Raw genomic sequence first — 24,237 nt, 5'->3', positions numbered from 1 at the left:
ACCTGATCCCATCCCGAACTCAGAAGTGAAAAGCGCCATCGCCGATGGTAGTGTGGGGGATCCCATGTGAGAGTAGGTCGTCGTCAAGCTTTAAAATGAAAAGAACCTCGTCCTGCGAAGCAGGTCGGGGTTTTTTATTGCCTGAAATAAAGAGCGAACCACGTCACTTATCTCCTCACTACTTCTGGATACATGTGATTACACGATGCACCGAAGGGGCCAGTGGAAGACATCCGAAGGATGCCCGTAGGGGATAAAGCGAAGCTTTAGATCTGTGAGGTCGTCTCTAATATCCTCAGTATTCTAAGACCAGCCCCACACAACACGATCCCAACCAGCGACGCCTTGCGTCACTGCCGTCGTCAGCGGCTTACGCTGCTTGGGGTCTTGCTCATCTAGTCACATGCATAAGTCAGATGGGCGCAAGCTATCCGATATGATGTTTTGTCGACAAACCAAGTCTCTTGTTCCTTCCCCTTATGTCTTCAAGGGGAAGGTTAGGATGGGGTTAGTCCAGCAACCTCAATCCAATCACATTAACTGCAAGACTCGGTTATTTTGATAGCCTAGCCCGTTTTGTTCTTTTACCCAATCAAATACTGTACTAGTCATATGCATAAGTCAGATGGGCGCAAGCTATCCGATATGATGTTTTGTCGACAAATCAAGTCTCTTGTTCCTTCCCCTTATGTCTTCAAGGGGAAGGTTAGGATGGGGTTAGTCCAGCAACCTCTATCCAATCACATTAACTGCAAGACGCGGTTATTTTGTTAGCCTAGCCCGTTTTGTTCTTTCCCAAACAGCGACGCCTTGCGTCACTGCCGTCGTCAGCGGCTTACGCTGCTTGGGACCTGCCCCCTGAGATACCATGGCCGATGGTAATAGTATCTTCTTTTGTCTGCAGGAAATGCCATCTTACCATTGCCTTCGCTTGCGCCTGTTTCGCAAGCTCAACGCGTCAGCGCGACTCCAATGGTAAGATGGCATGTATTAGGTTTTTTCTACCTCTTATGTCTTCAGGTGACGTATAGATAGCGTAGCAGATGGCTATAAGCCGTTTGCTTTAATTACTCATTTAATGCCTTTAATTGCCTTATGAACTTCGATTTTTCTCTGCTTTTATTCCAAGCGTCGTAGAGTGCTATCAGATTTTCCAATGCAATTTTTTTGGATGCTGCTGGTGCTTGTGCTTTTTCCATCAAGGATAGTGATTGCAGAAAGAGTGGCTCTGCTTGTAGGTAGTCTCTTTTAGTATAGAAAATAGCCCCCGCCCTTGCTGCAGTATAAGCGGCTTGTAATGGCTGTGTTGGAATCTTTCCATGAAGTGTTAGACTCTGTTGATAAAGTGTTAGGGCTTTTTTTGTATTGCCTTGCTCATCTTTCAGGCTACCTAAATTACCCAGAATAAGGGCTTGTTCTATACCTTTGTCTTGATTCAGTTCACGCAACCCCACTAACGCTTTTTGGTAAAGCGCTTCTGCTTTTCTATAGTCTTTTTTTTGTTGGCTGTTCAGAGCTAATTCATTTAAATTCATTACGTTGGCGAGTGATGAATGTCCTGATTTTTCTCGAATATTCAGTGCTTGTTCACGAGAGGGTATGGCTAAATTTTGTAGGCCTTGTTCATCGTAAAGCGCAGCGAGGCGTTCCAGTGTTTCAGCGAGACGAACATCATTGTTTTCTAATGCGTTTTGTTCTCGTTCGAGTTCTATTTCTAATGTGCGTTGCGCAGCTTCTGCTTGGTTTTGTTGTATGTGTGCATCGGCCAAAGCATAATTTATGTGCCGAAACAGATCACTATATTCTTGCTGACCTTTGCTTTTTAGTAAGGTTTCTACGGTGGATATGGTATCAGCATAATTCTGCAATTCATTATGAAGACGAGTTAGCGCGTTTACGGTTTTTAACACGTCATACGCTTCAACATCTTCGAATTGTTGAATATTCCAAGCTTGGGAATAAGCTTCAAGGGCATTTAATGATTGGCCTGCCTGTTCAAGAAAATTACCTTTATTAAATAACAGGGTAGCTACCTGAGGGTGTTCGTCATCATAAGCGCTTTGGGTAAATTTGATGGCGTCATTAATTGAATCAATCGCAGTGTTCTGCTTGCCTTGTGCAATTTGAATAAAAGCCAATAGGTTGAGACTGCTGGCACGAAACGCGGCACCGTTGTCGGCTTTTTTAGCGACCTTAGCAGCGTATTTTGCATTTTTTTCTGCCTTAATGTAATCGCCTTTTTGGTAAAGTGACATGGCTTGATCTTGGTAGTATTGCCAGTTACCTGCCGCCCAAGACACAGAGCTGAATAATAGGGCGCAAAGAGTGACTAAAATGGCTAAGTGATGAAGTTTTATCATGTTAGAAATTTTTCTCCAGTTTTAGGCTGACTTGGGTGCTTTCACGGCTATACAGCCAATCTACATTGCTGTTTATGTTGGTGTGTTTGATGGTTAGGTTTGGGGTAAAGCCTAATATGGACAGTGTTGGTGATTTCAAAATCAGTGTGTAGCTACTTTCATGGTCATTCCGCTTTGCGCCAAGAATGTTGCTGTAGGCTTTGTAGGTCTGTTCGCGGAAAGAGGTGAAAAAGGTTGCATTTAGAGTGTCAGAAAATGATTTTGATACACCCAGCCTTACGCCAAGTTGTAAATAACCATAGGGTTTATCATCCGCTTGTCTATCTAACCCATCAATGCCTCCAAACAACGTCCAGCTGTTTGGTAAGACGTGCCACATGGTTGCATTTGCTGAGTAGGAAGGGCCGTTATAACGTTCGTAGTTTTGCTTTTTATAGCGCAGTTCTTTGTAATCGCCTTGGAGTTTGAGCATTTGCTTATTAGAAAAGCGACGAGTCCATTCGCCATGCAGGCCAAAGGCACTGTACATGGCTTTATTTCCATAGGCGGAAAATTCAAAAGAAGGCGCGAGTTGTATCTGATCGTCCAGATCTTGGTAGCGATAACCTAATTGCGCTACTAGTGTGCTTTCATTGTAATCAGGGTAATCGTCATAACTTTTACCGTACAGCAAAGCGCGAGAATACAGTCCATTATGACCAGTAACAGGTGTGTACTTGTTGAGAGTCAGCTCGTAATCAAGCCCTGTTGCTGAAATGGCGTCAGGGATGTTGCGTTCATAAATACATTGGCCTTGGTAGAGAAGTAAGCAAGTTCGACTTTCTGAAGATTGGTTAAGGTTATCATTCCATACCGCACCAAGCGCGACAGAGGCAGACCAATCATTGCGTTGATCTAGCGCGGTTAAAAAACTTTCTACTGTGCGGTTTACGCCCGCTTGTTGCGCGTTATCTGGATCAAGCTTTGCTGCTATTTGCGCAAAAACGATCTCAGCTTCTTTGTCTTGATGGTCTTCAAATAAGACCCTCGCCAGCTCTAACTGACCAGGTAAAAAACCAGGATTTAAATTGAGAAGCTGACGATATTCTATAACAGCCTGTTTCATGTTTCCTTGGATTCTAGCCAGGGCACCTTTTGCATAGGCGAGTAACAGTGGGTCAGCATCGGAAAGTGTCTGGTATTCATCGAGAAAGTAAACAACGGCACTCCATTGCTTCTGTTTGATAGAAACGTAGAGCGCACGCCCTAGATCATTAGCATTGTGCCCGACAGGATAAGACTTGCCATCAAGAATCAACTCTGGACGTTTTCCTGGCAAGTAATCTTCATCTTTGAGTAATTCACTTTCCTTTGAATTGTTTTGTTGTTCTATGCTTTGGTTTAAACGTAATTGTGTGTCTAGGTCGTGATCGTCTGCTTGTGCAGAGAATGGGAGCAGAAACAGCGTGGTCAATCCGAAAGTAACGCAATTGAGAGTATTTCGATGTCTGTCGTTAGAGAAACCCATGTGAATCGCTCGTTATTGGTGGTAAAGAGGGTCGTCGAGCATGATCACCATGCTCGACTAAGATCAAATCATCAAAATGATTTAGTCTTGTGTACCACCAAATGCGGTGTCGTATTCCGTTCCAGCAAAGTCTACCAACCCCGCTAGATCCGCTTGGCCATTGTAGAACTGGGCAGAGACATCACCACTGGAAGCAACTACAGAAGCAGACTCTATAGCAACTGCATTACTACCAGTTACGCTAGCATCGCTATTAATAGAAGCGATGCCGACATTAACAGTCAGTCCATTTGTGCTTGTCATACTACCTGTTAAGGTAGCTGCGCCAAAGTCAGCGGTTAATGTACCGTTTAGCAAGCTTGCTGCTGTACCATCGTAGTTATTGATACCCACGACCGTATATGTAGCCGTGCCAGAGGTTGGTACAGAGGTATCCGCATTTGCTCCTGAATAATAAACGGTACGAGTCGAATCGCCGCTTGTGCCATAAGCAGACCATTCACCGACCCATACATCACTGGTACCTACTTGAGCGAAGTTGAATACTCCGAGGTTATCGTGGCTGGTAGGTGAGCCAGTGTAAGGGAAGTTCAAGTTGTAAACACCTTGAGCATCTTCTGCTCCGTAGACGGTTAAACCTTGAAAATTCACTAGATTGTCAATACCGGTTGCATTCACACCAATACCGGCGCCGCCTGATGTGTGAGGCCCGCCATTGACAGTTGCAGCACCCACTTTCACATATGATGTATTACTAGATTCACCAACTACAGCAGCACTAGCCATTCCTGAGAATACTAAAGTACCAAGAGTGAGAGACATTGCGCTTACTAGTTGTAACTTTTTCATTGTATTACTCCATTGTATTGTGTGTTTTCCCAATGAAAACACGCTTGCCATGACACTACTTATGTAGTGTCATCCTTGCTAACGGGTCGCTAGAAGCGGCCTGTTAAACCCAGTTTAAAGGTACGTCCCGGCGCAGCCACGGCAGATCGAGTCGCAGGATCCACATAATATTGGTCGGTTAAATTTGACCCTGTGAGCTCCACATCTAAGTTGTTATTAATTTTATAACGAGCGTAAGCGTCAAAGATGAGTGTGTCGCCCCAGCTATAAGGAATGTTATAGAAATAAACATAGCCTTGGGTGTTGCCACCGTAGCCAACAGCATTCTCTACATACCAATCTAAGTCGCTGTTTTCATAACCTTTGTAGTAGGTGGCACGACCTCCGATTTCTAAGCGTCGCTCCATAAAACGGCCACCTAATGATAAATTTGCTGACAGTTTTGGGGTGGCTTGTGCTAATTGGTAACCATTAGGAAAGCCATATTGGAAGCAGGTTGGGATAGGGTCATTGGCTGCAAGTGTTAGATTATTCGTGGATAACATAGCGGCACTGTTCTCATCACAAATTTCATTTTTCAGGACGTAATTCACCCCAAAGTCACTGAAAAAACGACCATTGTCATAACGCGCGCTCAGCTCTATGCCGCGTATGTTTTGTTCATCAACATTATCAAACTTAAACGAGTTATCTCGCTCAATGAGATCTTTGGTTCGGTTATCATAATAGGCGATTTTGATGTCGGCATGTTCGGCACTGGTAAACCATTGGGTGAGGTCATGTACATAAGCCAATTCCCAATTGTGGGCATGCTCTGGTTTGACGCCATAAGGATTTTGAGATGCCGAAAAGGCCATGGTGCTTTCAAACATGCTTGGGTAGCGCAGCGTTTCTGCATAGCTTAAATAAGCTCGGCTGTAATCGGTGAATTGATAACTAACACCAGCATGAGGCACCCAACCATGGTCTTTATTCTTTTTTGCCTCTGCGGTTTGTGTTGTTGAGTTGCCACTTGTTGTGCATGACACCACATTTTCATCAGCTAGGGAGCCATTGAGGCAAGGATTGTCTGCTCGATCGTAATTACCGTCGGAATCAGGTTCCCAAGTGCCAGCATTAGTCGTTACTTCTTTAGTGTATGGCGTCGTAGTAAGGGCACTTTCCACTGTTGTAGGGATTCCTATTGATGTAAGAAAATCTGCAGTTTCTTGAGCCATAGCTTGTCTTTCAGACTCTGTGTAGGTGTACTCGGTTTTATAGGAAATATCGTAAGAAGTTATAATGCTTTCTGTGAATTCATTTGGATGAGCATCAAGAAAATCATCAAAGGCCCAATAAGCCGAATAGGTCATGCCGGCATTAAGCTTTAGTTTATCGGTTGGTTGCCAAGCAAGGTCAAAGTTGGTTTCCCATTCTTCCCGCGTTCCTGCCCGAGGTAGCATGACCCAGCCTCTTTCAGAAAACTCGTCGTATTCATCGTCTGAACTGAGTTCTTCATGCTGAAAGCGACCGCCCAGTGTGAGGTCTAGTGTGTCGGTAAGCTTCATTTTATTGCTGATCGTTATGCCATCTGTGGTATTTTGGGCGTTGGCAACCGCACTGTTATAAAGGGTAGCGTCTGCTGAAAATACTTCAGATGGTAAAGTCTGATTTGGATAGCCTCCTGAGGTATAGGTATCGCTGACCGTATCGGTACGCCATAGGTTGATGTATAAATCTATGGCGTCATTGTTTTCCGGTTTGAAGGAATATTCTAGGTTGTACGCCTTGGCACTCACTTCGCTGAGTGGCCATTGAATGGCGCTTCTATCATCTGATGACATGATTCTAGAGGGCATAATTTCACCATAAATAGAATCGGACTGGCGATAATTAAAGCCAAGTGTTTGATCATCACTGATATGTAAAGTCGTTTTTAGTAACCAAGATTCCATCAAACTGGAAGTGTTGGTGACTTCGTCGCCTGGCTGCCAATTTTGAGCAAGAGAGGTTATGTAGTCTTTATAGTTATCTTCGCTAAGGTTGTTGTAATAGTCGGTATTATTTGTACCTGAATAGTAATTGCCTCGTTCCCGATAAGCGTAGGCAGCAAGCACATCGAAATGTTCACTCTTTTTGGCCGCAGCCACACGATAAGCGTAATCGCCGCCATTTAGTGGGTTGTTATCACTGTCTGATTTGTTTTTTAAGTTGACGCGTAAGGTTTCATCGTTAGAGGGGTAAGCGCTTCCGGCAGGGTAACCGTCGACATCTGTCGCTAATTCGCCAGTATGAAGAGCGGGTACTCGTTCTCCTGTCGCATTGCTGCTGCCTTCTATTTTGAATTCTGCGCCAAAGGTTTCACCGTCACGTATTAAATCATCAGGGGAAAGGGTTTTGACCACCATGGCACCACCAACGCCACTGTGTACGTCTCGCTCATTGGTGGCACCTTTATAAATTTGCACATTACCGATGAGATTAGGATCTATGTAGTTACGGTTGGTTGCGCCATTGTAGCCACGCCAAACAGTGAGCGCTTGTTCCGTGCCATCTATAGTGACAGGAACACGGCCAGGGCCTTGAACTCCACGAATGTTTAGATCAAGTGCACCGCTATTGCGGGCTTCTCCACTAAATACACCGGGCACACCTTGCAATAAATCGGAAGGGGTGGTGCCCTTGTAACGTTCTACCTCTGTTTTACCAATAAAGGTCGTTGATGTGTCTTTGTCGTATACATCGTCGTAGCCCTTTTGATCTCGGGCGCTCATGTCTGATGTCGCTGTGTTGTCTTCTATGGTAAGAGTGGAAAGGTTAATGCCATCATTGTCCAGTTGTGACTTCACGATGTAATTGTCATTTTGTATTTTTTGCGAAACCAAACTCGAAGTGGCCAATATCTGAGTGAGTGCCTCGTCAGTTGTGTAATCACCTTTTAATCCGTTGCTCTGTTTTCCGGAAGTCGCGGAGGCATCAATGGATAACGAAACGCCTGCGGCGATGGCGAATTGATTCAGTACGCTGTCTAAGCTGCCAGCGGGTATTGAATAATATTGCGTATTAGTTCGGCTACTGATTTCCTCTGCCAGAATCGTTTGGCTGAAAGGTAAGCTGATGAGGCTGAGTGGGATGGTAAAGAATAGGGGTTTTAAAATGTTTGCTTTTGTCATGATTACTGCTCGATAAATTGGGTGTCTTATATCCATACCGAACAGAAACTTAAAAGCCTCAAATAAAAATGAAAATTATTTCTATTTGAGGTCAGGAAACTGAAATGTTAGCCAAAAAAGGTGTGAAAAACTGTACTTTGATGGGAAAGGTAGCTGCCAGTTGTTGCAAGATGATGTCTGGGTTGTTTAATGCAAAAACACCAGATACGTTCAAGGTATTTAGTTCAGGTGATATGCGCATCAGGCCTTTTCTATAGCGGCTAAGCTCCTGTAAAAAGTCTCCTAGCGGCATGTTTTGTGCCAAAAGCTTTCCTGTTAACCAGCCTATTGAGTTGATATCTGAGTGGGTTGTTTGAGATGCGTTTTGCTGGTTAAAGGACACGCAGTTGCCGGCGGAAAGGGTAATAAAATTAGACATTTTTTGCCCCATATAATGTATTTTTTGGCCAGAAAATACGCTTATTTTGGTTACATCATTTGTACATCGAACGTTTATTTTTCCCTGAGTGAAGAGGATTTGACCTTGAGGTGTTGTGAAATGGAATGGGTGCTTTTGGGTCGCGCTTAAATGGCATTCTCCACCACTTTTTATAACTAGGTGCCGCTCTGTTAAAAAGTCTACTTCGGTATTGGTGTTGAGTGATAACTGGGTGTGTTCATCTATTGTAATGTGTTTTATTTCCCCTGTGGTTGTGACTATTTTTTGTTGTTCACTAGTGGATATTAAATCACTCAGAGTGTCATTGTTAAAAATGAAGGTACCGCCTGCGGATAACGCGATAAGACTTAAAAATTGTCGGCGTTTTAATTTATCGCTGCGTGAGATGATGCTGGTGGTTTTTACTGGTGCATCGTCAAAATGACTTTGCGCTTCGATTAAACATTGCCAAGCCTTCTCGTTAGCTGGGTCAGCCGCGCGCCAGATTTCGGAGCGCTTGTGGTCTTGTGATGAAGGTGAATCGGCCCACAGCTTTGCCATTAAAGTGGCAGCGTGTTGGATGCGTTCTATCTCGACTTTCTTTCTCTGCATGATTTAATGCCCCTGTAATTTTACAAGAGCACAGGTTTGTAATGCTTTGGCGATGTACTTTTCAACGGAAGAGACGGAGACGTTGAGCTGTGTCGAAATTTCGCTATAGGAAAGCCCATCGATACGACGTAATAAAAAGGCCTGACGAGCTTTGCTTGAGAGGTTGTAAAGCAGACGGTCTAAATACAGTAATGTCTCGATGACCTCTTGCTGGCTTTCTGGAGAGGAGACAAATTGTTCTGGTAATTCCTGCAAGGAAGCTAAATAAGCTTGCTCTACTCGCCAGCGTCGATATTGATCAATGAGAAGTCCTTTGGCTATTTTAGCTAGGTATTGGCGTGCGTATTCTTTAGGCGGAGGGGTGCCATTAATTAGAATTCTCAAATAGGTGTCTTGCACTAAATCTGCTGCTTTATGTGAACAATTTAACCGTTTCTGCAGAAAATGATTCAGCCAATTCTTGTGCAATTTATAAAGCTCAGAAATCTCAAGTTGAGTACTTGCGTTCATGCCTGTAAATCCCAATTGATAATGCTTATCATTAATAATTACAGGTTTGAGTGTTAATATGCAATAGAGTTAATAAAACTTAATAATTGCTCAGGGTGCGATGTGTGTAATGGCGGGTGTAATGGGTGAGGCTTGGGAGATAATACCTGCCATAGTCGATCTATGGCAGGTATTGTTATTTATCTAGCGGATTTATTTACGGCTTGTGAGTAACGCCTTATAGGCATGACCACTGCGTTTGATCGTACGTTTTTGTGTTTCATAGTCCACGTAGCATAAGCCAAAGCGCTTGCTGTAACCTTCGGCCCATTCGAAGTTGTCCATTAGACTCCAAGCAAAGTAGCCTCGAATGTCCACACCCGCTTCGATGGCATCGTTAACGGCGTTAATGTGACCGTTTAAATAGCGTACACGCTGATCGTCATTAACTTCGCCATTTTCCATAATATCAGCGCAAGCGGCGCCATTTTCAGTAATGTACATAGGGGGCAAGTCATACTGCTTGTTTAGATTGATAAGCAGTTCACTAAATGCCTGTGGAGCAATTTCCCATCCTATGTCGGTATATTCCACTTCCTGCGTGTTTTTGACATCACGGAACAAGGTTTCGTCATCGTACTCATTGTGATTGCAGGTGTAGAAGTTCATTCCTAAGAAATCGATTGGTTGAGAGATAATGTCTAAGTCACCCGGTAAGACGGTAGGGAGATGATCAGGTAAGACTTTCTCCAGTAATTTGGGGTAGTGGCCCGATAACAGAGGTTCGATGAAAAAATGGTTGTCTAACGATTCTCGCACTAAAGCCGCAAACTGATCTTCGGCTTTAGTTGATGCTGGGTAGGTTTGATTCATGTTGAGTACGATACCTACTTGGCTATTAGGGCTATTTTTGCGTATGACCGGCAGTGCCAGGCCATGTGCCAGCAATATATGGTGCGCCGCCTGACGGCCAAATCGTGGTGAGGTTAAACCGGGTGCATGAATGCCATACTCATAGCCCAGAATGGCTGCACAGAAAGGTTCGTTGAAGGTTGCCCAAGAGTCTACCCACTCGCCCAGTTCTTTGGTGGCCAGTTCGGCATATTCAACAAAACGGTAAGCGGTTTCTCGGTTTACCCAGCCACCACGATCTTCAAGGTATTGCGGTAAATCCCAGTGATAAAGCGTCACAAACGTTTTAAGCCCTTTGGCTTTTAACGCTTTAAGCAGTTGTCGATAAAAAGCCAAGCCTTTTTCATTTGCTTGACCTTTTTCATCCATCAGTCTTGGCCAAGCAATAGACAATCGATAGGCATCAACGCCAAGGTGATTGATTAGCTCGACGTCTTCTTCCCAGCGGTGATAGTGGTCGCAAGCCATCGAGCCATCGTCGCCATTCAAGACTTTGCCTGGTGTAGCGCAAAAGGTATCCCAAATGCTGGTCAAACGACCGTCTGCGGTATTAGCTCCTTCAATTTGGAAAGAAGCCGTCGCCACGCCAAAGGTAAAATCTGGCGCAAGCATTTTAGAATGTTTTGGAAGGCTGATGGTCATGAGAACCTCGAGTGTCTATAGTGTTATTAAGTAATGTCTGAGTGCGGACAAAGGTACTGGAGTGGGTTGAAATAGGTCAATATGGCAGGATTGTATTTAGTGATTTAAGATTATTTAAGCGCATTTTAAGGGGAAAAATACTGCATAGGAGTAATATTTCGCCCTTGTGACCGATAGGCTCTAAAGCGGGTTCTTAAATCTTTTGGTAAGTCGACTTCGTTTATCACCTGAAAATGACCGCGCTGATAAAAATGAGTCAAATGGTCGAGTGCAAAGCAGTAGCAGTTTTTTTGCTTTAAGATTGGCTGCAAATTGTTGAGAAAATGCAGCCCTAACCCCGTGTTTCGTCTGGAGGGGATCGTCACCATACCAGTTAACAGCTGGTCGTCGCCTATTTGCTTGAGTCTGGCAACCGCTAATATGGCGCCATTTTCTTTAATGGCCCAAATTGGGTCCGCTTTATTGGGTTTACCGCTTGGGTAGTGGGCTTGGTAGAACTTTTTGACTAATGGAAACCATAATGAAGGGACAAGTTCTGCGTTCGGTAATGGCGATGGCATAACAGTTATTAGTTGGCTGATAGATATCTCATTTTAGCATAATGTGCTATGACTAGTGGGCGAATAATACAAATACAGAATTCAAGGGGATGAGAATGTGGCCTAAAATTCTAATGTTCGGTTTTTGTTGTTGGTTATGCCCTGTTTGGGCGGCTGACAGTGAGGTTGAACTAGGATACCGACAGGCTGAATCGTTTCAACAGTATGTTGAGCGCGCCAAAAATTATGTTAAACAGCATAAAGTTTGGGTTGATGAGAGCCAACAAAGTCGAGAATTGCAGGCTGTTCTACCGTTTGAATTGGTGCCAAACGAAGAGGATTGTCGTGGTACTGAAAAGATCGGTATCTTATTATCCCACGGTTTATCTGATTCGCCTTTTTCCATGCGAGATCCAGCATTGGCATTACAGCAATCTTGCTATTATGTGCGAGTTATCTTGTTGGCTGGGCATGGCACCCAGTCTGCGGATTTAATCGATGTTTCAAGGCAGGCGTGGCGAAACTCTTTTCAGCATGCAGCAGAAGCTTTTCAGCGAGAGGTTGATGTACTTTATGTTGGTGGGTTTTCAACAGGGGGCGCGTTAGCGATTGAGTATGCATGGCAACACTCTGATAGCGTAGCAGGTACCGTGTTGTTTTCCCCTCTGTTTAAAGTAAATAGTTCGATTGATTGGGTCGCGCCATTGCTAGCACCTTTTAAGGATTGGCTAGATAACTATCCGAGTGATGACTTTGCTAAATATGCCTCGATTCCTGTTCCAGCAATAGCCGAGGTATATAAATTGGCTAAAGAAGTACGCAATCAAGTGATGGATAACCCTCAGGACTTGCCTGTCTTTATTGCGTTATCTGCAGAAGATCAAACGGTTGATTCGAAGGTAACACAAGCCCTGTTTAAAAAAGCGATGATTGGCCCAAAAAGCCAGATGGTGCTTTACAGTAAAGACCAACGAAGCACCAATAACGATAGATTAAAGATCTATAATACCCGTTGGCCGGAAAATAACATTTTGGGGCTGTCTCATATGGCAGTTCATGGCAGCCCTGAAAACCCGTATTATGGTGAGCGTGGAGAATATCGTATTTGTGGTTGGTACTTGTCTGACCCTGAAGTCTACCAAACGTGTCGAAATGATCCGGATAACTGGTTTGGAGAGGGTTCTGATGAACTGACTGGCAAAAGTCAGCATGCAGCGAGAGTGTCTTGGAACCCTAATTTTTCGTCTTTAATGAAGGAAGTGGCTTTTTTTCTTCAGGCTAATGCGAAGTAGCTAATGTGAATTTGTTAAATGAGGTGAAGAGGATGTCGATTGAATTACCCTCCGTTGTTTTAACGAAACAGCAAGTTGAACAGTATCATACGGATGGCTATTTGGTCATCGAGTCGCTCGTGCCGGAGGCGATCTGTGATGCTTTAAAGACGAGAATGTCGTCTTTATTGTCTGCGTTTGACGCAAGTGAGTATCGCAGTATTTTTACCACCAATGAGCAGGCAAATCATACCGATCAGTACTTTATGGATTCGGCGGATAAGGTGTCGTTTTTCTTTGAAGAGAAAGCGTTTGATGAGCAAGGGGAGTTGAAACAATCCCTTGATTTATCCATTAATAAAGTCGGCCACGGTTTGCATACTCAAGATGATGTCTTTCGCGATTTTTCATTGTCAGCCGCATGGGGCAGTATGCTTCGACAGCTGGGTATGCGAGAGCCAAGAGCTGCTCAGTCCATGTATATTTTCAAGCAGCCTAGCATTGGTGGTGAGGTGAATTGCCATCAAGACAGTACTTTTTTATATACCAATCCAATGAGCGTGATCGGATTATGGTTTGCGATCGAGGATGCTACTCTTGAAAACGGTTGCTTGTGGGGTGTACCGAAAGGTCACGCAACAGGCTTGTTAAAGCGTTTTGAAAGACATGCTGCTGGATCGATAGAGACCAAAATGGTGACGTTGAAAGAACATCAGTGGCAGGCAGAGGAATTAGTTGCCTTGCCTGTGCCAAAAGGGTCATTAGTTTTGTTAAATGGTGAGTTTCCACACTTGAGTTATGCAAACCGTTCGACGCAATCGCGTCATGCTTATGCGGTGCACGCGGTTGATAATACATGTGATTACCCTGAGGTGAATTGGCTCCAGCCAAGTGTCGGCAACAACTTTCCTGCCTTTCAAAAAATGGCTTAATAACAGATAAGATTAAATAGAGGTTCGTAGATGCAAGCGGTATTGGCCTTGCTTAGTGATAATGAATTCCACTCGGGTGAAGAATTAGGCGCTGCGTTAGGCGTGACTCGTGCGGCGGTATGGAAAAAGCTAAAGAAACTTGAGTCAATTGGCGTGAGAGTGCATTCCGTAAAGGGGCGAGGTTATCGTTTACCAAGCCCTCTTGAACTTCTATCAGAACAAGCATTACGAGAACAGGGGGTGCCGCAGCAGGTTAGTATTGCTCTCGATTTTGAGACGGAGTCTACTAATGGTGACGCGAAAGCCTATATTGCACAAGGAGGTCAGTTACCGGCACTGTTTTCGGTAGAGCGACAAACCAATGGCCGTGGCCGTCGTGGCCGTCAATGGGAATCGGGCGTGGCTAAGAATCTGACCTTCTCCTTTGTTTGGCGCTTTGAAAATGGCCCGAGTGTGGTAGAAGGGTTGAGCTTGGCTGCTGGTGTTGCGGTGGCACGCGTTTTGAAAAAGATAGGAATTCCTAACCCAGGTTTGAAGTGGCCGAATGATGCACAAATCGATGGTCAAAAAGTCTGCGGTATTTTATTAGAAATGGTGGCGGACCAGGATGTTTGCGATGTCATTATTGGTATTGGTCTCAATGTCGAAATGGAAGAAAGCTTCATGGCCAATGTAGATCAACCCTGGACCGACTTGGTCTCAAGGTTACCTCAGCGCCCCAGTCGAAATGTTATTCTAGCGGAATTGAGCAAAGAGTTAGTTGGGGTTTGTGAGTTGTTTGAAGACGGTAATGGCATGAAACATTTTCAGTCTCATTGGCAAGCCTATGATGTGCTATATAATCAGTCCATTAACGTCATGTCTGTTTCGCAACAAAGGCAAGGTGTTGCGAAAGGCATTGATGAGAAGGGAGCCTTGCTCATGGAGGAAGAAAGCGGTGAGCTGGTGACCTTGCATGGAGGGGAAGTCAGTGTCCGACGAGTCTAATTTGCTGGTGGTAGATGCCGGTAACACCAGCATTAAATTTACTGCGTTTGCAGGAGATCAAGTGTTGTGGGTTGAGCGCGGAGAAAGTGCGCCATTAGATAAAGCGTTTCAACCTCAGCAAATTTATTTCGCCAGTGTGCGTTCGAAAGAACAAAGCGCATTGCTGCATGCTGATATTCAGGCGGCTTATCCGAATGCCCAATGGTTAACTTTGACGAGTGTGTCGCAAGTATGTGGTGTAACCAATGCGTATCATGAACCTGAACGTTTAGGTGTGGATCGTTGGCTGGCGGTAGTGGGTGCCTATCATCTGAAACTGGGTGATGTCATGGTATTAGATGCTGGTACGGCAATTAAAGTCGATTTTATTAATAGCAAAGGAGTCCATCTTGGGGGGTACATTACGCCTGGTTTAAATATGATGGAGTCGGCGCTACTGGCAAACACAGCACGTATTCGCTATGACTCGGATGAAGTGGTGGTTACGCAAGGCTTACCAGACTCGACCGCTCGAGCGGTGACGGAAGGCGTGCATGAGATGGCGCTGGCATTTGTTGAGCGTATGAATCGTCAGCATCCAAGCTTTAAATGGGTGGCGACGGGAGGAGACAGTAGAGCTTTACTGGATTCTTTGCAGATTGAAATGGAATATCAGCCAAACTTAGTGGCCCTAGGGGCTAAACGAGTTGGTGATGAGTTAATAAAGAGGCAGTAAATGAAGTGGCTTTTTCTATTTGTTGTATTACTTAATGCCGCTTTTCTAAGTTGGCACAGTTTTGTTCAGGATCAACCTGAACAAAACAGGGAAAGCGTGTATGGCCCGCCTGTCAGCGAGAAAATTCACCTCTTGTCAGAAGCACCTGCGGTAACGGAAGCGGATTATAATGCTGGTGTGATGTCAAATGACGACTTGGTTGATGCGTTAAACAAGGTTGTAGAGAACAACACGAAAGCAAAAGAGGCGCTTCTGTGCCCTCGTATGGAAATAGAACATCAGTCGAGTCTGAAAGAAGTCGTAGCTGGCTTAGCTGAGATGGGCTGGTCTTATGATGATAATGAAATTACGGGTAAGCGTCCTAAGTTTTGGTTATACATCGCGGCACCAGAAACACCGGAGAAAGCCAGTGCAATTGTAAAAGACCTTGCTGGTGAATCGATTGATAGTTTTGTGATTAATCGCGCTGAAATGAAAAATCGTATTTCGCTTGGATTGTATTCTTCACAAGCTCGAGCGGAACAAGCGAGTCAGCGTATTGAAAAGCTGACGGGCTATTCGGTCGATACTTATGAGCATCTTCGTAATGTGCCTTTGCATCAAATTGATATTAAGCAACCAGTTAGGCCAGCAGATTGGCAAGTTTTCATCTCACGCTTTGATTTAAGCAAGATGATGATAAAAATAGAAAAAAATCCTTGTTAGTACTTGCAATTAGCAAAGTGATTCATATAATGGCTCCCACCTTTTGGGGTGTTGCGTTATAGCACTGAGTAAGTGGAGGGGTTCCCGAGTGGCCAAAGGGAGCAGATTGTAAATCTGCCACGAAAGTTTCGGTGGTTCGAATCCACCTCCCTCCACCATTTGCGGGTATGGTATAGTGGCTATTACCTCAGCCTTCCAAGCTGAAGAGGCGGGTTCGATTCCCGCTACCCGCTCCAATGCTCATGTAGCTCAGTTGGTAGAGCACACCCTTGGTAAGGGTGAGGTCGGCAGTTCAAGTCTGCTCATGAGCTCCAGTTCTTCTTCGCAAAAGATGGGTGGTTTGACCGCCTTTTTTATTGTCTGTTTTTTGGGCAGATACCCTTGCTTAATCAAGCTTGTTTAGGTATCATCCTCCGCCCATACGAATGTAGGCCAATAGTTCAATTGGTAGAGCACCGGTTTCCAAAACCGGCTGTTGGGGGTTCGAGTCCCTCTTGGCCTGCCATTAATCGTATCCTATTTCTTAGTTAGGGATCACCTAAAGTATGAGTTCGAGTGCTGAAGCTCAAGCGTCTCGCGGAGACGTGTTTAAGTGGGCGATTGTTGTTTTGTTGGTTGCGGTTGGCGTAATTGGAAATAATTATTATGCGACCGAATCACTATTGTATCGCTTAATTGCTATTTTGGTGTTGGCTGTTGTTGCTGGTTTTGTCGCGCTTCAGACTGCGAAAGGTAAGGCTTTTTTCACTTTGGCGAAAGAAGCTAAGACTGAAATTCGTAGGGTAGTGTGGCCAACTAGACAAGAGACAGTTCAAACAACCTTGATAGTATTAGCGGTGGTTGTTTTTATGTCCCTCGTGCTATGGGGAGTGGACTCGCTCCTTAGTTGGATTGTGTCCTCGGTAATTAGTTAGGAGTTACTCGTGACCAAACGATGGTATGTAGTACAAGCGTACTCAGGGTACGAAAAGCACGTAATGCGTTCGCTAACAGAGCGAGTGCAGGTTATGGGGCAGGAAGAAAATTTTGGCGATATCTTGGTTCCAACCGAAGAAGTGGTTGAAATTCGAGATGGCAAAAAGCGCAAGAGCGAAAGAAAGTTCTATCCAGGGTACGTTTTAGTGCAGATGGATATGAATGACGACTCTTGGCATTTGGTGAAAGGTACGTCTCGCGTACTTGGTTTTATCGGCGGTACAGCGGATAAGCCATCACCAATTACTGATCGTGAAGCGGATGCAATCTTGCAACGCGTTAACGACGGTGTCGATAAGCCTCGTCCGAAAACATTGTTCGAAGTGGGTGAAGTGGTTCGTGTTAACGAAGGTCCATTCGCTGACTTTAACGGTGTGGTCGAAGAGGTGGACTACGATAAAAGTCGAATCAAAGTGGCCGTGCTTATTTTTGGGCGCTCTACGCCAGTTGATTTGGAATTTAGTCAGGTTGAAAAGGCCTGATTTTATAAACGGGTAGCCTTCGGGCTGTGACCCATCTGGAGTTTAAAAATGGCTAAGAAAGTCGAAGCTTATATCAAGCTACAAGTTAAAGCGGGTCAAGCGAACCCAAGTCCACCAGTTGGTCCTGCATTGGGTCAACACGGTGTGAACATCATGGAATTCTGTAAAGCATTCAACGCAAAAACTCAAAGCGTTGAGCCTGGTCTTCCAACACCTGTAATCATTACTGTTTACAACGACCGTAGTTTTACATTTGAAACTAAATCTACTCCTGCTGCAGTGCTTCTTAAGAAAGCAGCTGGCATCAAGAGCGGTTCTCCACGTCCTAACACTCAGAAAGTTGGTACGGTTACTCGTGCTCAACTAGAAGAGATCGTTAATGCTAAGCAGGAAGATTTGACTGCTTCAGATATGGATGCGGCAGTTCGTACTATTGCTGGTAGTGCACGCGCTATGGGTCTAGATGTTGAGGGTGTGAACTAATGGCTAAGTTAACTAAACGCGCTCGCTTGATCGCAGAAAAAGTAGATGCAACTAAGTTGTACTCTGTAGAAGAAGCTGTTGCTCTTTTGTCTGAGCTATCTACTGTTAAATTCAAAGAGTCAGTTGATGTCTCTGTTAATCTAGGTGTTGATCCTCGTAAATCTGATCAGGTTGTACGTGGTTCTACAGTATTGCCACACGGTGCAGGTAAAGATGTACGTGTTGCTGTATTTGCTCAAGGTGCAAATGCTGAAGCTGCAAAAGAAGCGGGTGCTGACGTTGTAGGTTTTGAAGATTTGGCTGAGCAAGTTAAAGCTGGCAACCTAGATTTTGATGTGGTTATTGCTTCTCCAGACGCAATGCGCATCGTTGGTCAACTAGGTCAGGTGCTTGGTCCTCGCGGTCTAATGCCTAACCCGAAAGTTGGCACAGTAACGCCTGATGTTGCAACAGCGGTTAAGAACGCTAAAGCAGGTCAAGCTCGTTACCGTACTGATAAAAATGGTATCATCCACACTGGCGTTGGCTCTATTGAGTTCGCAGCGGATGCTATCAAAGGTAATTTAGAGGCGCTATTGGCTGACTTACGTCGTGCTAAACCAGCGTCTGCTAAAGGTGTTTACCTGAAAAAAGTAACCTTGTCTTCTACAATGGGACCAGGTTTACAAATTGATCTAGGTGCACTTAGCTCAGCTAAGTAAGCTTCTAGATCATGCGCTTTGGGGTCTGCCTAGTATTCGTTTACTGAGCAGGCCGTCAAAGACCGCAGGAACGAAACGTTTAATCAAATGTTGAAAAATATTTGTCCTGCGCAGATGGTGTGGCCCGATTCAGATATACTGGATCTAACTCACCAGCAAGTACTTCGATTTATCGGAGAGTTGGTAAAAATAGGGGAATTCGTTCCCTGCTAATCCAGGAGAAAACCAGTGGCATTAGGTCTAGAAGACAAAAAAGCCATTGTCGCCGAAGTTAGTGAAGTAGCTAAAACTGCGTTGTCTGCGGTTGTTGCTGATTCTCGCGGTGTTACCGTGGGCAGCATGACTGCACTTCGTAAAGAAGCGCGTGAAGCAGGTGTATTCGTACGTGTCGTACGTAACACTTTGGCTCGCCGTGCAGTTGAAGGTACTGACTTCGAGTGCTTAACTGAGAGCTTTGTTGGTCCAACGTTGATTGCTTTCTCAAACGAACACCCAGGTGCGGCGGCTCGTTTGTTGAAATCTTTCGCGAAACAAAACGACAAGTTTGAAGTGAAAGCATTAGCGTTCAACGGTGAGTTGATCGCAGCAGGCGACATTGATCGTTTGGCATCATTGCCTACATACGACGAAGCGATTGCGAAACTGATGAGTGTTATGCAGGGCGCAACCAGCAAGTTTGTACGTACTCTTGCAGCAGTACGCGATCAAAAAGAGCAAGAAGCGGCTTAATACGATTTACCGTATCCCTTCTTGATAAATATTTTGTTTTATCACCTACGGGTGATTATAAAGAATGCTAGGAATCTGAGTCATGGCTCTAACTAAAGAAGATATCATCAATGCAGTAGCAGAAATGTCTGTAATGGACGTTGTTGAACTGATTGAAGCAATGGAAGAAAAATTCGGTGTAACTGCGGCAGCTGCTGTTGCTGCTGGCCCAGCTGCTGAAGCGGGTGCTTCTGCTGAAGCTCAAACTGAATTTGACGTTGTTCTTACTGCTGCAGGCGATAAGAAAGTTAACGTAATCAAAGCTGTTCGTGCAGCAACTGGTCTTGGCTTGAAAGAAGCTAAAGGCATGGTTGACGGCGCTCCAGCGACTGTTAAAGAAGGCGTTTCTAAAGAAGACGCTGATGCACTTAAAGCGGCTCTTGAAGAAGCTGGTGCATCTGTCGAAATCAAGTAATGATACTTGCATTTCCAGATTTCGACCGCTAGTCGAAATGGCTGGTGACATTATTGTCACCGGCCTTTTTGGGTTTCAGAAACTCAAATAAACCGAAAAGAATTTTTTAAAATGAGAGAGTTTTCTCTCATTCAATGGTAAGGCCTGATTTGGGCCTTTTGCGTCAATGTGCACAAGCTGGGGAATGCTGATGGCTTACTCATACACTGAGAAAAAACGTATCCGTAAGGATTTCGGTAAACTGCCGCCCGTTTTGGATGTGCCATACTTGCTGGCAATTCAGCTTGAATCCTATCGCAATTTTCTGCAAGAAGGTAAAGCAATTGCAGAGCGTGGGGAATTAGGTCTGCATGGGGCCTTTAAATCTGTCTTTCCAATGGTCAGTTTTTCCGGCAATGCGGCGCTAGAATACGTCGATTACCGTTTAGGCAAGCCAGTATTTGATGTTAAAGAGTGTCAGTTGCGTGGTGTTACCTACGCGGCACCTTTGCGAGTTCGAGTTCGACTCATCATTTATGATAAAGAGTCCTCTAACAAGGCCATCAAAGACATCCGCGAGCAAGAAGTTTACATGGGCGAAATTCCGCTCATGACAGACAATGGTACTTTTGTTATCAACGGAACAGAGCGTGTAATTGTCTCTCAATTGCATCGTTCTCCTGGTGTGTTCTTCGATCACGATCGTGGTAAGACACACTCTTCAGGTAAATTGTTACATTCGGCTCGCGTTATTCCATACCGTGGTTCATGGTTGGATTTCGAGTTTGATCCAAAAGATTGCGTCTTTGTTCGTATTGACCGTCGTCGTAAATTGCCAGCAACAATCTTGTTGCGTGCGTTGGGCTACGGTACTGAGCAAATTCTAGATACTTTCTTTGAAACAACACGTTTCTATTTGAATCGTGATGGTTTTGAAATGGAGTTGATTGCGAATCGCCTTCGTGGTGATACCGCATTGTTTGATATTGCAGACGGCAATGGCGAAGTCATTGTTGAAGAAGGCCGTCGTATTACGGCTAAGCATATCCGTATTCTTGAAAAGGCAGGTTTGGATCGTCTTTCTGTGCCACTAGAATACATGCTTGGTAAGGTTACGGCGAAGAACCTAGTTCATCCATCAACGGGTGAATTGATCGCAGAAGCCAACACTGAGTTGTCTGTTGATCTTCTAGAAGCTTTGGTTTCTTCAGGCATTACTGAAGTGGAAACCCTGTATACAAATGACTTGGATAATGGTCCATTCATTTCCGATACATTACGCATTGATCCGACCAGCAATCAGTTAGAGGCGTTGGTTGAGATCTATCGCATGATGCGTCCAGGCGAGCCACCAACCAAAGAGTCTGCTGAAGGTCTATTCCAAGGCTTGTTCTTCTCTGAAGATCGTTACGACTTGTCATCTGTTGGTCGTATGAAGTTCAACCGTCGTCTTGGTCGTGATGAAGATACGGGTTCTGGCGTTCTAGATAACGAAGATATCGTTGCTGTACTAAAAACCTTGCTGGATATCCGTAACGGTAACGGCATGGTAGATGACATCGACCACCTTGGTAACCGTCGTGTTCGTTCTGTTGGTGAAATGGCTGAAAACCAATTCCGTGTTGGCTTAGTACGTGTTGAGCGTGCGGTTAAAGAGCGTCTGTCTATGGCAGAAGCGGATGGCCTAATGCCACAGGATTTGTTGAATGCTAAACCTGTTGCGGCTGCAATCAAAGAGTTCTTCGGTTCTAGCCAATTGTCACAGTTCATGGACCAAAACAACCCGTTGTCAGAGGTCACGCACAAGCGTCGTGTTTCTGCATTAGGGCCTGGTGGTCTGACTCGTGAACGTGCTGGCTTTGAGGTACGTGACGTACACGCTACTCACTATGGTCGTGTTTGTCCTATCGAAACACCGGAAGGTCCAAACATCGGTTTGATCAACTCTTTGTCTACCTATGCTCGTACAAATAGCTACGGTTTCTTAGAGACGCCTTACCGTAAGGTAATTGATGGTAAGATCACTGATGAAACGGTTTACGTTTCAGCGATTGATGAAGCGAAATACGTTATTGCCCAAGCGTCTGCTAACGTAGACGAAGAAGGGCGTTTGGTTGATGAGTTGGTGCAGGTTCGTCACATGCACGAAACCACTCTGATTCCAAAAGAGAAAGTAAACTTGATGGACGTATCACCTCGTCAGGTTGTATCTGTTGCGGCGTCTTTGATTCCGTTCCTAGAGCACGATGATGCCAACCGTGCCTTGATGGGATCGAACATGCAACGTCAAGCCGTGCCAACACTTAAAGCTGATAAGCCAGTGGTTGGTACAGGTATGGAGAAAAACGTCGCGAAAGATTCAGGCGTTTGTATCGTTGCTCGTCGTGGTGGTGAGATTGAATCGGTTGATGCCAGCCGTATCGTTGTTCGAGTTAACTCGGAAGAAACGGTAGCAGGTGAAGCCGGTGTAGATATCTACAGCTTAACGAAATACGTTCGTTCTAACCAAAATACCTGCATTAACCAGCGTACGTTGGTCATGAAGGGTGAGAAGGTAGCTGCTGGTGATATCATGGCGGACGGTCCTTCTGTCGATATGGGTGATTTGGCGCTTGGCCAAAACATGCGTATCGCTTTCATGCCTTGGAATGGTTTTAACTTTGAGGATTCCATCCTTGTATCTGAGCGTGTTGTAGAAGAGGATCGCTTCACTTCTATCCACATTCAAGAGCTAACGTGTGTGGCTCGTGATACTAAGCTTGGGCCTGAAGAGATTACCGCTGATATTCCAAACGTTGGTGAAGGTGCGCTGTCTAAACTGGATTCCTCCGGTATCGTTTACATCGGTGCTGAAGTAGAGCCTGGTGATATTTTGGTTGGTAAAGTAACCCCTAAAGGTGAAACTCAACTGACGCCTGAAGAGAAGCTATTGCGTGCCATCTTCGGCGAAAAAGCATCAGACGTTAAAGATACGTCTCAGCGAGTTAAAACAGGTACTCGCGGTACGGTAATTGACGTACAAGTCTTCACTCGTGATGGTATCGAGAAAGATGAGCGTGCGAAGTCCATTGAGAAATCTCAATTGGATCAAGTGCGTAAAGACTTGAACGAAGAGTTCCGTATTGTTGAAAAAGCGACTTTCGAACGTTTGGCTGAAGCCCTAGTTGGTCAGCAAGCCGAAGGTGGTCCAGGATTAGCGCGTAATGCGGTGATCACTGAAGATTACCTAGCGAACCTTGATCACCCTGAGTGGTTCAAAATTCGTGTGGCAAACGAAGAAGCAAGTGAGCAGCTTGAGAAAGCGCAAGCGGCTTTGATCGAGCGTCGTAAAGAACTAGATGCAAAATTTGAAGACAAGAAACGTAAACTACAAACAGGTGATGATTTAGCACCTGGCGTTCTTAAGATCGTAAAAGTTTACGTGGCGATTAAGCGTCGTATTCAGCCTGGTGATAAAATGGCCGGCCGTCATGGTAACAAGGGTGTAATCTCTAAAATCATGCCGGTAGAAGACATGCCATACGATGAGAACGGTGATCCTGTGGACATCGTGTTGAACCCGCTAGGTGTTCCTTCACGTATGAACGTTGGTCAGGTTCTTGAGACTCACTTAGGTGCGGCGTCGAAAGGTTTAGGTCGTAAGATCAACGAAATGCTTGCGGCAGAGCGTGAAAAAGCAGAAGCAGTGACTGAGCTACGTGGATTCTTAAATGAAATCTACAATGGCTATGAAGGTGATCTGCAATGTGCGCGTACGGAAGATCTGGACAGCTTTACAGACGAAGAAATTCTAACCTTGGCAGCCAACCTTAAAGGTGGTGTTCCAATGGCGTCTGGTGCCTTTGATGGTGCGAAAGAGGCAGAAATTAAACGTATGTTGCGTCTAGCTGGCTTGAACGAAAGTGGTCAGGTAACTCTGTACAACGGTCGTACTGGTGATGCTTTCGAGCGTCCGGTAACGGTTGGTTACATGTACATGTTGAAATTGAACCACTTGGTTGATGACAAGATGCACGCACGTTCTACTGGTTCTTACAGCTTGGTTACTCAGCAGCCGCTGGGTGGTAAAGCGCAATTCGGTGGTCAGCGTTTTGGTGAGATGGAGGTATGGGCACTAGAAGCATACGGTGCAGCATACACGCTACAAGAAATGTTGACGGTTAAGTCGGATGATGTGAATGGTCGTACTAAGATGTATAAGAACATCGTAGATGGCGACCACCGCATGGAGCCAGGCATGCCTGAGTCCTTCAACGTGTTGGTGAAAGAGATTCGTTCTCTTGGTATCGACATCGAGTTGGAAAACGAATAAGCACGAATCACATTTGACCTGCTGGGGAAGAC

General features: G+C 44.9%; 20 protein-coding genes, 4 tRNA genes and 1 rRNA gene. 17 read left to right on the top strand and 8 right to left on the bottom strand.

Annotated features, from left to right (window positions below):
• Positions 1-89, top strand: a 5S ribosomal RNA gene (gene rrf, locus DFP76_RS16175); the annotation flags it as partial.
• 978 nt (positions 90-1,067) lie between these two features.
• Here the strand turns inward: rrf and DFP76_RS16170 are convergent.
• The 8 genes from DFP76_RS16170 to DFP76_RS16135 form a co-directional block, all read right to left on the bottom strand.
• Positions 1,068-2,360: a tetratricopeptide repeat protein gene (locus DFP76_RS16170; protein WP_113875613.1), complete on the bottom strand. Its 1,293-nt coding sequence runs from the start codon at positions 2,358-2,360 to the stop codon at positions 1,068-1,070.
• A gap of 1 nt (position 2,361) precedes the next feature.
• Positions 2,362-3,867 carry a surface lipoprotein assembly modifier gene (locus tag DFP76_RS16165; protein WP_113875612.1) on the bottom strand — a complete coding sequence of 502 codons (1,506 nt, stop codon included), beginning with the start codon at positions 3,865-3,867 and terminating at the stop codon, positions 2,362-2,364.
• Between the two features lie 81 nt (positions 3,868-3,948).
• Entirely contained in the window at positions 3,949-4,716 is a 768-nt protein-coding gene (locus tag DFP76_RS16160) for a Slam-dependent surface lipoprotein (protein ID WP_113875611.1), read from the bottom strand.
• Between the two features lie 89 nt (positions 4,717-4,805).
• Positions 4,806-7,868 (bottom strand): TonB-dependent receptor, encoded by a 3,063-nt coding sequence (locus DFP76_RS16155; RefSeq protein WP_181799865.1) that lies wholly within the window; start codon positions 7,866-7,868, stop codon positions 4,806-4,808.
• Positions 7,869-7,959: 91 nt separating this feature from the next.
• A complete protein-coding gene (locus tag DFP76_RS16150) occupies positions 7,960-8,898 on the bottom strand; it encodes a FecR domain-containing protein (RefSeq protein ID WP_113875609.1) in 939 nt (312 codons plus the stop codon).
• A 3-nt stretch (positions 8,899-8,901) separates the two neighbouring features.
• Complete coding sequence (locus DFP76_RS16145; RefSeq protein ID WP_113875608.1) at positions 8,902-9,408, bottom strand: sigma-70 family RNA polymerase sigma factor; 507 nt, start codon at positions 9,406-9,408, stop codon at positions 8,902-8,904.
• Between the two features lie 192 nt (positions 9,409-9,600).
• Positions 9,601-10,941, bottom strand: coding sequence for a GH1 family beta-glucosidase (locus DFP76_RS16140; protein ID WP_113875607.1), 1,341 nt, complete (start codon positions 10,939-10,941; stop codon positions 9,601-9,603).
• A gap of 125 nt (positions 10,942-11,066) precedes the next feature.
• The gene (locus DFP76_RS16135) at positions 11,067-11,501 is read right to left on the bottom strand and encodes a GNAT family N-acetyltransferase (RefSeq protein WP_113875606.1); all 435 of its coding nucleotides are present in this window, start codon (positions 11,499-11,501) and stop codon (positions 11,067-11,069) included.
• A 95-nt stretch (positions 11,502-11,596) separates the two neighbouring features.
• Between DFP76_RS16135 and DFP76_RS16130 the strand changes: the two genes are divergently transcribed.
• From DFP76_RS16130 to rpoB, 16 genes are all read left to right on the top strand, one after another.
• The gene (locus DFP76_RS16130) at positions 11,597-12,772 is read left to right on the top strand and encodes an alpha/beta hydrolase (protein ID WP_113875605.1); all 1,176 of its coding nucleotides are present in this window, start codon (positions 11,597-11,599) and stop codon (positions 12,770-12,772) included.
• A 32-nt stretch (positions 12,773-12,804) separates the two neighbouring features.
• Positions 12,805-13,683 (top strand): phytanoyl-CoA dioxygenase family protein, encoded by an 879-nt coding sequence (locus DFP76_RS16125; protein WP_113875604.1) that lies wholly within the window; start codon positions 12,805-12,807, stop codon positions 13,681-13,683.
• 30 nt (positions 13,684-13,713) lie between these two features.
• Positions 13,714-14,670 (top strand): biotin--[acetyl-CoA-carboxylase] ligase, encoded by a 957-nt coding sequence (locus DFP76_RS16120; protein WP_113875603.1) that lies wholly within the window; start codon positions 13,714-13,716, stop codon positions 14,668-14,670.
• Entirely contained in the window at positions 14,654-15,385 is a 732-nt protein-coding gene (locus DFP76_RS16115) for a type III pantothenate kinase (protein WP_113875602.1), read from the top strand. Before DFP76_RS16120 ends, DFP76_RS16115 begins: the two co-directional genes overlap by 17 nt.
• Positions 15,386-16,090, top strand: coding sequence for an SPOR domain-containing protein (locus tag DFP76_RS16110; RefSeq protein WP_113875601.1), 705 nt, complete (start codon positions 15,386-15,388; stop codon positions 16,088-16,090).
• Between the two features lie 74 nt (positions 16,091-16,164).
• Positions 16,165-16,248, top strand: a tRNA-Tyr gene (locus DFP76_RS16105).
• Positions 16,249-16,251: 3 nt separating this feature from the next.
• Positions 16,252-16,326: transfer RNA gene (locus tag DFP76_RS16100), tRNA-Gly, on the top strand.
• A gap of 2 nt (positions 16,327-16,328) precedes the next feature.
• Positions 16,329-16,404: transfer RNA gene (locus tag DFP76_RS16095), tRNA-Thr, on the top strand.
• A 115-nt stretch (positions 16,405-16,519) separates the two neighbouring features.
• Positions 16,520-16,595: transfer RNA gene (locus DFP76_RS16090), tRNA-Trp, on the top strand.
• A gap of 40 nt (positions 16,596-16,635) precedes the next feature.
• Positions 16,636-17,004: a preprotein translocase subunit SecE gene (gene secE, locus DFP76_RS16085; protein WP_013797853.1), complete on the top strand. Its 369-nt coding sequence runs from the start codon at positions 16,636-16,638 to the stop codon at positions 17,002-17,004.
• A gap of 9 nt (positions 17,005-17,013) precedes the next feature.
• Entirely contained in the window at positions 17,014-17,547 is a 534-nt protein-coding gene (nusG, locus tag DFP76_RS16080; RefSeq protein ID WP_113875600.1) for a transcription termination/antitermination protein NusG, read from the top strand.
• 48 nt (positions 17,548-17,595) lie between these two features.
• Complete coding sequence (gene rplK / locus DFP76_RS16075) at positions 17,596-18,030, top strand: 50S ribosomal protein L11 (RefSeq protein WP_013797851.1); 435 nt, start codon at positions 17,596-17,598, stop codon at positions 18,028-18,030.
• The gene (gene rplA, locus DFP76_RS16070) at positions 18,030-18,731 is read left to right on the top strand and encodes a 50S ribosomal protein L1 (protein ID WP_113875599.1); all 702 of its coding nucleotides are present in this window, start codon (positions 18,030-18,032) and stop codon (positions 18,729-18,731) included. The genes rplK and rplA overlap by 1 nt, the downstream gene beginning before the upstream one ends.
• A 228-nt stretch (positions 18,732-18,959) precedes the next feature.
• A complete protein-coding gene (rplJ, locus tag DFP76_RS16065) occupies positions 18,960-19,460 on the top strand; it encodes a 50S ribosomal protein L10 (RefSeq protein WP_113875598.1) in 501 nt (166 codons plus the stop codon).
• A gap of 82 nt (positions 19,461-19,542) precedes the next feature.
• The gene (rplL, locus tag DFP76_RS16060) at positions 19,543-19,914 is read left to right on the top strand and encodes a 50S ribosomal protein L7/L12 (RefSeq protein WP_013797848.1); all 372 of its coding nucleotides are present in this window, start codon (positions 19,543-19,545) and stop codon (positions 19,912-19,914) included.
• A gap of 190 nt (positions 19,915-20,104) precedes the next feature.
• The gene (gene rpoB, locus DFP76_RS16055) at positions 20,105-24,205 is read left to right on the top strand and encodes a DNA-directed RNA polymerase subunit beta (protein ID WP_113875597.1); all 4,101 of its coding nucleotides are present in this window, start codon (positions 20,105-20,107) and stop codon (positions 24,203-24,205) included.
• Positions 24,206-24,237 lie beyond the last annotated feature (32 nt).

It is taken from the genome of Marinomonas aquiplantarum (assembly GCF_003314975.1).
Lineage (GTDB): Bacteria > Pseudomonadota > Gammaproteobacteria > Pseudomonadales > Marinomonadaceae > Marinomonas > Marinomonas aquiplantarum.
This window is presented reverse-complemented; position numbering and strand designations above follow the sequence as displayed.

What these genes read in the sequence shown, in the direction of transcription:
- DFP76_RS16170 (WP_113875613.1), bottom strand. Translation starts at nt 2,360, where the DNA reads ATGATAAAACTTCATCACTTAGCCATTTTAGTCACTCTTTGCGCCCTA.
- DFP76_RS16165 (WP_113875612.1), bottom strand. Translation starts at nt 3,867, where the DNA reads ATGGGTTTCTCTAACGACAGACATCGAAATACTCTCAATTGCGTTACT.
- DFP76_RS16160 (WP_113875611.1), bottom strand. Translation starts at nt 4,716, where the DNA reads ATGAAAAAGTTACAACTAGTAAGCGCAATGTCTCTCACTCTTGGTACT.
- DFP76_RS16155 (WP_181799865.1), bottom strand. Translation starts at nt 7,868, where the DNA reads ATGACAAAAGCAAACATTTTAAAACCCCTATTCTTTACCATCCCACTC.
- DFP76_RS16150 (WP_113875609.1), bottom strand. Translation starts at nt 8,898, where the DNA reads ATGCAGAGAAAGAAAGTCGAGATAGAACGCATCCAACACGCTGCCACT.
- DFP76_RS16145 (WP_113875608.1), bottom strand. Translation starts at nt 9,408, where the DNA reads ATGAACGCAAGTACTCAACTTGAGATTTCTGAGCTTTATAAATTGCAC.
- DFP76_RS16140 (WP_113875607.1), bottom strand. Translation starts at nt 10,941, where the DNA reads ATGACCATCAGCCTTCCAAAACATTCTAAAATGCTTGCGCCAGATTTT.
- DFP76_RS16135 (WP_113875606.1), bottom strand. Translation starts at nt 11,501, where the DNA reads ATGCCATCGCCATTACCGAACGCAGAACTTGTCCCTTCATTATGGTTT.
- DFP76_RS16130 (WP_113875605.1), top strand. Translation starts at nt 11,597, where the DNA reads ATGTGGCCTAAAATTCTAATGTTCGGTTTTTGTTGTTGGTTATGCCCT.
- DFP76_RS16125 (WP_113875604.1), top strand. Translation starts at nt 12,805, where the DNA reads ATGTCGATTGAATTACCCTCCGTTGTTTTAACGAAACAGCAAGTTGAA.
- DFP76_RS16120 (WP_113875603.1), top strand. Translation starts at nt 13,714, where the DNA reads ATGCAAGCGGTATTGGCCTTGCTTAGTGATAATGAATTCCACTCGGGT.
- DFP76_RS16110 (WP_113875601.1), top strand. Translation starts at nt 15,386, where the DNA reads ATGAAGTGGCTTTTTCTATTTGTTGTATTACTTAATGCCGCTTTTCTA.
- secE (WP_013797853.1), top strand. Translation starts at nt 16,636, where the DNA reads ATGAGTTCGAGTGCTGAAGCTCAAGCGTCTCGCGGAGACGTGTTTAAG.
- rplK (WP_013797851.1), top strand. Translation starts at nt 17,596, where the DNA reads ATGGCTAAGAAAGTCGAAGCTTATATCAAGCTACAAGTTAAAGCGGGT.
- rplA (WP_113875599.1), top strand. Translation starts at nt 18,030, where the DNA reads ATGGCTAAGTTAACTAAACGCGCTCGCTTGATCGCAGAAAAAGTAGAT.
- rplL (WP_013797848.1), top strand. Translation starts at nt 19,543, where the DNA reads ATGGCTCTAACTAAAGAAGATATCATCAATGCAGTAGCAGAAATGTCT.
- rpoB (WP_113875597.1), top strand. Translation starts at nt 20,105, where the DNA reads ATGGCTTACTCATACACTGAGAAAAAACGTATCCGTAAGGATTTCGGT.